Here is a 4,952-nt window from a genome sequence, read left to right as displayed (position 1 = left end):
CGGGTGATCGCGCTGGAAAGCTACATCGGGCTGGTCGAGGCCGGTGTCGGCCTGATTCCGGCCGGTGGCGGCTGCAAGGAGTTTGCCATCCGTGCCTGGCAGAGTGCGGCGAGGACGGGCGGCAATGATCCCTTCGAGTTCATCCAGCCGGTATTCATGACCATCGCCATGGCCAACGTTTCAAAAAGCGCCGCGCAGGCGAAGGAGCTGGGCTTTGCCCTCGAATCGGACCGCATTGTGTTCAATGCCAACGAGTTGCTCTACGTCGCATTGCGCGAGGCGCGCGGCATGGCCGAAGCCGGCTACTACCCGAAGCTTTCGCCGCGCAACATCAAGGTGGCGGGGCGTACCGGCATTGCCAACTGCGAAATGATGCTGGCCAACATGAAAGAGGGCGGCATGATTTCCGCGCATGACTATCTCGTTGCCAGAAGCGCGGCGACGGCGCTGTGCGGCGGCGATATTGAAACCGGTTCGCTGGTCGATGAGCAGTGGCTGCTGACGGTTGAGCGCAAGCTCTTCGTCGAACTGCTGAAAACCGAAAAAACCCAGCAACGCATCAAGCACCTGTTGGAAACCGGCAAGCCGCTTAGAAACTAAATGCTAACCACCTAGGCACAAAGTTCACCAAGTTTCACCAGGTTTCTTGGTGCTTCCTTTGTGTACTTGGTGACTTTGTGGTTCAAGATTTTGGAGACACTATGAGCAAACAGATTCAGGAAGCCTATATCGTCGCCGCGACGCGTCTGCCGGTGGCCAAGCGCAAGGGAAAGTTCGGGCACGTTCGTCCCGACGACATGCTGGCGCATGCCATCAAGTCGGTCATGGCGCAGGCGCCGGAACTCGATCCGGCGCTGGTCGAAGACGTCATCGTCGGCTGTGCCATGCCCGAAGCGGAACAGGGAATGAACGTCGCCCGTATCGGCCTGCTGCTGGCCGGTCTGCCGAATACGGTGCCGGGAATTACCATCAACCGCTTCTGCGCCTCCGGCGTGCAGGCGGTGGCAATGGCCGCCGACCGCATTCGCCTCGGCGAAGCCGACGTGATGATTGCTGCCGGTACCGAAACCATGTCGCTGCTGAACCAGATGATGGGCAACAAGATCGCCATCAATCCGGCGTTCTTCGAGAAGGAGGAGAACTACGCCATCGCCTTCGGCATGGGGCTGACCGCCGAGAAGGTGGCAACGCAGTGGAAGATATCGCGTGAGGACCAGGATGCCTTCGCCGTGGCTTCGCATCAGAAGGCGTGTGCGGCGATTGCCGCCGGGCACTTCAAGGCCGAAATTTCGCCCTTTGCGTTCAAGGCGCAGGTTCCGGATCTGAAGACCGGCGAAGTGACGATCAAGAACTTCCTTGCCGACACCGACGAAGGGCCGCGAGCGGATAGCTCGCTGGAGCGTCTGGCCAGACTCAAACCGGTGTTTGCCGCACGTGGTTCGGTAACGGCCGGCAACAGCTCGCAGATGTCCGATGGTGCGGCTGCCGTGCTGCTTGTTTCGGAGAAGATTCTCAAGCAGTTCAACCTCAAGCCGCTGGCGCGCTTTGCCGGTTTTGCGGTAGCCGGGGTGCCGCCCGAAATCATGGGTATTGGCCCGATCGAGGCCATTCCGCGCGTGCTCAGGCAGGCCGGTGTGAACCAGGCGGATATCGACTGGTTCGAACTCAATGAAGCCTTTGCCGCCCAGGCGCTGGCCGTCATGCGCACGCTCGAACTCGATCCGGCCAGGGTCAATCCGCTTGGTGGCGCCATCGCTCTCGGTCACCCGCTCGGGGCGACCGGTGCGATTCGCACGGCAACCCTGGTGCATGGCTTGCAGCGCACCAGGAAACGCTACGGCATGGTCACCATGTGCATTGGTACCGGCATGGGTGGAGCCGGACTGTTTGAAGCGCTGTTTTAAAGAAATACGGATTAGCTCGTCACCTCGGCGAGCTAGTGCAAGCTGCTTAGCTGCGTAGGTCGGGTTGGCCGGTAAAGCGTAACCCGACAACAGGCCTGCCGTTTGCTGGCGTCGGGTTATGCTGCGAAGCGAATCCTCCCGGGGGACGCTACGCTAACCCGACCTGCGGGTTTCAATCGTTTTTCAAGCAGGTACAAAGCCTGTCGAAGTGTCTGGCATAATACCGCCCAGACACTCTGACGCGGGCGAGCAATGGATTTCGAGGCACTTGGTAATTTGAGCTGGCGTGAAGCGCTGATCGCGATCATCGCGCTGCTGGTGCTCTACCTTGTCCTTGCCTTTCTACGTATTCGTCGCCTGAAGCGCGAGCCGGCGATTGAAGAGCTTCCTGTCCCTCTGGCAGCGCACCCGGCGCTTGCCGCTTATGCTGCTGAACAGGCGCCGGAGATGCCTGAACCGCCCAGCTCAAGCACCTCGCCCGCCGACTCACCCACGCTCACCGAGGCGCTGGCTGTACCCTCGGAAATTCCTTTCCCCTGGAACGAGCCACCGCCGGAAATCCCCGGTCAGCAACTGATCGAAGCGCTCGAGCGCGACCTCGCGCAACTGCGAAAAGAGGTCGACGTCTTGCGTGCCGAAATGCTGCTTTTGCGCGAGGCGCAGCGGCGCGATCTGGCGCACTCGCAAGTGGCGCAAAATGCCTCACCGCTTTACAACGATGCCATGCAGATGGCGATGCAGGGGCTTGATGCGGCGAGCATTGCGCAGCACTGCGGCATTGCGCGCGCCGAGGCCGAACTGGTGGTGGCTCTGGTACGCAATCGGGAGTAGAAGGAATTTTTACTATAACTCTAGTGGATGGCACAGCAGGGAGACGACATGGCGACTAGCCAGACAGGCAACAAGGAAGTGCAAGGCGATGTGTCCGGAATCAAGCGCAAGCTGGCCTGGCGGATGGGTATCGCCGGACTGATGATTGTCGGCTTGCTCGTTGGTCTGGCACTGTATGACCTCTTCAATGATTCGCAGAGTGAGTCGGTACCCGGCGGAGCACAATTCACCGAGCCAGTTCCGGTGCAGAAGAAGATGCCAGCTCAGCCGCTTACCCCTGCCGAGCCGGGCAGCGATATGCCGAAGGATGAAAAAAAGGCGGCTGAACCTGAAGCCACGGCGGCCCCGGTCGATAAATCGGCACCGCCCCTTGAACCGCCGCCACGACCCGAGGTGGCCGCACAGCCGGTCCTGCCGCGTGCTTCGCAGAGACCGGCCGAGTCAAGGGCCACCCCCGCTCGCACTCCCTCGCCATTGGCAATGGGTCAGCCGCAGCCACAACCCATGCCGACGCGATTGTTCACCGGCTATGCCTTGCAGGCCGGCGTATTCGCTGACCCACGTCGTGCCGAAGAGCTACACGCCAGGCTGACGCTTGAAGGGATACCGTCAACGATTGAAGCGCGGGTTCAGGTCGGCCCCTTCAAAAGTCGCGAAGAAGCCGAAGCCACACGCGAGAAGTTGAAGACCCTGGGGATTGACTCAGTGATGTTGATGCCGAAGGGCAGCAAACATTAGGAAATCTTGAGTTCGAATTGGTGCTCAGGCTTTTGCCCCTGGCTGACCCTCTGCTTTTGAACCGCTTTCGCCCAGTTGTTTGCGTAGTCGTCTGGCAAACACGCCCATTTCCTTTGCTGCCTGCACGTCGCCCCTGGCTTCGGCGACATGGATGCCTTGCGCAAAGGCGGCCAGCGCGGCCTCAATCTCGCCGTTCTCGGCCAGTGCCTTGCCGAGCAGCTTCCAGGCTGCCGAATACTTCGCATCATATTCAATGGCCGCGCGAAAACAGCCAGCTGCCTGAGCGGGATTACCCGCTTTCAGCCATTCGTTGCCCAGCGAGTAACGGAGCAGCGCCCCATCACGCGGCCCGTCGAGCATTTTTTCCAGATTGGCGATGATCGCAGTTGTCATTTAGTATCTCCCACTCAAGACACCCCATTGTAGAGGACAGCAAAATGAGCAGAACGATCATTTCCACTCCCGCCGCTCCCGCCGCCATCGGCACCTATTCGCAGGCCGTCAGGGTGGGCGATACGGTCTATCTGTCGGGCCAGATCGGCCTCGATCCGGCGAGCATGCAGATGGTCGAGGGCATCGACGCGCAGATCCTCCGTGTCTTTGATAACCTCAAGGCGGTGGCTGAAGCGAGCGGCGGCTCGCTGGCCGATGTCGTCAAGCTCAACGTTTTTCTTACCGACCTCGTCCATTTTGCCAAGGTCAATGAGACGATGGCCGCCTATTTCTCCGCGCCCTTTCCGGCGCGTGCGGCGGTGGGTGTCGCTGCCTTGCCGCGTGGCGCGCTGGTCGAGGCGGATGCCGTCATGGTATTGACTTGATAGTCGAGCACAGGAACTGCCGCGCCGCGCCAGCGTCTCTCGCATCTCCTCTCGCTCTTCAGGGGTCAGAGGTGAAGGAAGGGTGAGAAAAACGGACCCGCCCGATCGCCGGCCGCTGCCCGCAGCCAACGAAATCAAGGCGCCGCCCGCGCTCAAGGCCAGGCTGCGCAAGCTCGGACTGATCCGCGGCGACGATCTCGTTCTGCATCTGCCGATCCGTTACGAGGACGAAACCTTCATTACGCCCATTGTCTCGGCTCCGGTTGGCATACCGGTGCAGGTCGAAGCCGAAGTGCTCGACGTCACGTTGCAGTTTCGTCCGCGTCGCCAGCTTGTTGCGCGGGTGTGCGATGCCAGCGGCGAACTCGTTCTGCGTTTTCTCAACTTCTATGGCAGTCAGACCCGACAGCTCGAAAGGGCGCGCGATGAAGGGCGCAGATTGCGCCTGTTCGGCGAAATTCGCGAGGGCTTCTTCGGCGTCGAAATGGTGCATCCGCGCTACCGGGTGGTCAGCGAAAATGAGGCGCTGCCGCAAGCCTTGACTCCGGTTTATCCGGCTACCGCCGGTGTTTCGCAGAACGCCCTGCGCAAGCTCATCGTGCCGGCCCTCGCTGCCGCCGATATGGGCGAACTGCTCGATGCGCGCTGGTGCCGCAAGCAT

5 protein-coding genes and 2 pseudogenes are annotated in these 4,952 nt (G+C 60.8%); 6 read left to right on the top strand and 1 reads right to left on the bottom strand.

Going from position 1 to position 4,952, the window contains the following annotated elements; translation table 11 throughout:
* The 4 genes and pseudogenes from JNM42_RS18280 to JNM42_RS18265 all read left to right on the top strand — a co-directional run.
* Positions 1–600, top strand: a pseudogene (locus JNM42_RS18280) (3-hydroxyacyl-CoA dehydrogenase); the annotation flags it as partial.
* A 101-nt stretch (positions 601–701) separates the two neighbouring features.
* The gene (locus JNM42_RS18275; RefSeq protein WP_294273674.1) at positions 702–1,904 is read left to right on the top strand and encodes an acetyl-CoA C-acyltransferase; all 1,203 of its coding nucleotides are present in this window, start codon (positions 702–704) and stop codon (positions 1,902–1,904) included.
* 252 nt (positions 1,905–2,156) lie between these two features.
* Positions 2,157–2,735 carry a DUF2802 domain-containing protein gene (locus tag JNM42_RS18270; protein WP_294273672.1) on the top strand — a complete coding sequence of 193 codons (579 nt, stop codon included), beginning with the start codon at positions 2,157–2,159 and terminating at the stop codon, positions 2,733–2,735.
* Between the two features lie 48 nt (positions 2,736–2,783).
* Entirely contained in the window at positions 2,784–3,473 is a 690-nt protein-coding gene (locus JNM42_RS18265; RefSeq protein WP_294273669.1) for an SPOR domain-containing protein, read from the top strand.
* A 24-nt stretch (positions 3,474–3,497) separates the two neighbouring features.
* On the opposite strand, the gene JNM42_RS18260 is transcribed toward JNM42_RS18265, so the two are convergent.
* Positions 3,498–3,866, bottom strand: a complete 369-nt coding sequence (locus tag JNM42_RS18260; RefSeq protein WP_294273666.1) for a tetratricopeptide repeat protein — start codon at positions 3,864–3,866, stop codon at positions 3,498–3,500.
* A 44-nt stretch (positions 3,867–3,910) separates the two neighbouring features.
* On the opposite strand from JNM42_RS18260, the gene JNM42_RS18255 reads away from it, so the two are divergent.
* Both JNM42_RS18255 and JNM42_RS18250 read left to right on the top strand, forming a co-directional pair.
* Entirely contained in the window at positions 3,911–4,291 is a 381-nt protein-coding gene (locus JNM42_RS18255) for a RidA family protein (protein WP_294273663.1), read from the top strand.
* 133 nt (positions 4,292–4,424) lie between these two features.
* A pseudogene (locus JNM42_RS18250) lies at positions 4,425–4,952 on the top strand (ATP-dependent DNA helicase RecG); the annotation flags it as partial.

Origin of the sequence: Propionivibrio sp., assembly GCF_016790145.1 — a bacterium.
GTDB lineage: Bacteria > Pseudomonadota > Gammaproteobacteria > Burkholderiales > Rhodocyclaceae > Propionivibrio.
This window is presented reverse-complemented; position numbering and strand designations above follow the sequence as displayed.

What these genes read in the sequence shown, in the direction of transcription:
- JNM42_RS18275 (WP_294273674.1), top strand. Translation starts at nt 702, where the DNA reads ATGAGCAAACAGATTCAGGAAGCCTATATCGTCGCCGCGACGCGTCTG.
- JNM42_RS18265 (WP_294273669.1), top strand. Translation starts at nt 2,784, where the DNA reads ATGGCGACTAGCCAGACAGGCAACAAGGAAGTGCAAGGCGATGTGTCC.
- JNM42_RS18270 (WP_294273672.1), top strand. Translation starts at nt 2,157, where the DNA reads ATGGATTTCGAGGCACTTGGTAATTTGAGCTGGCGTGAAGCGCTGATC.
- JNM42_RS18255 (WP_294273663.1), top strand. Translation starts at nt 3,911, where the DNA reads ATGAGCAGAACGATCATTTCCACTCCCGCCGCTCCCGCCGCCATCGGC.
- JNM42_RS18260 (WP_294273666.1), bottom strand. Translation starts at nt 3,866, where the DNA reads ATGACAACTGCGATCATCGCCAATCTGGAAAAAATGCTCGACGGGCCG.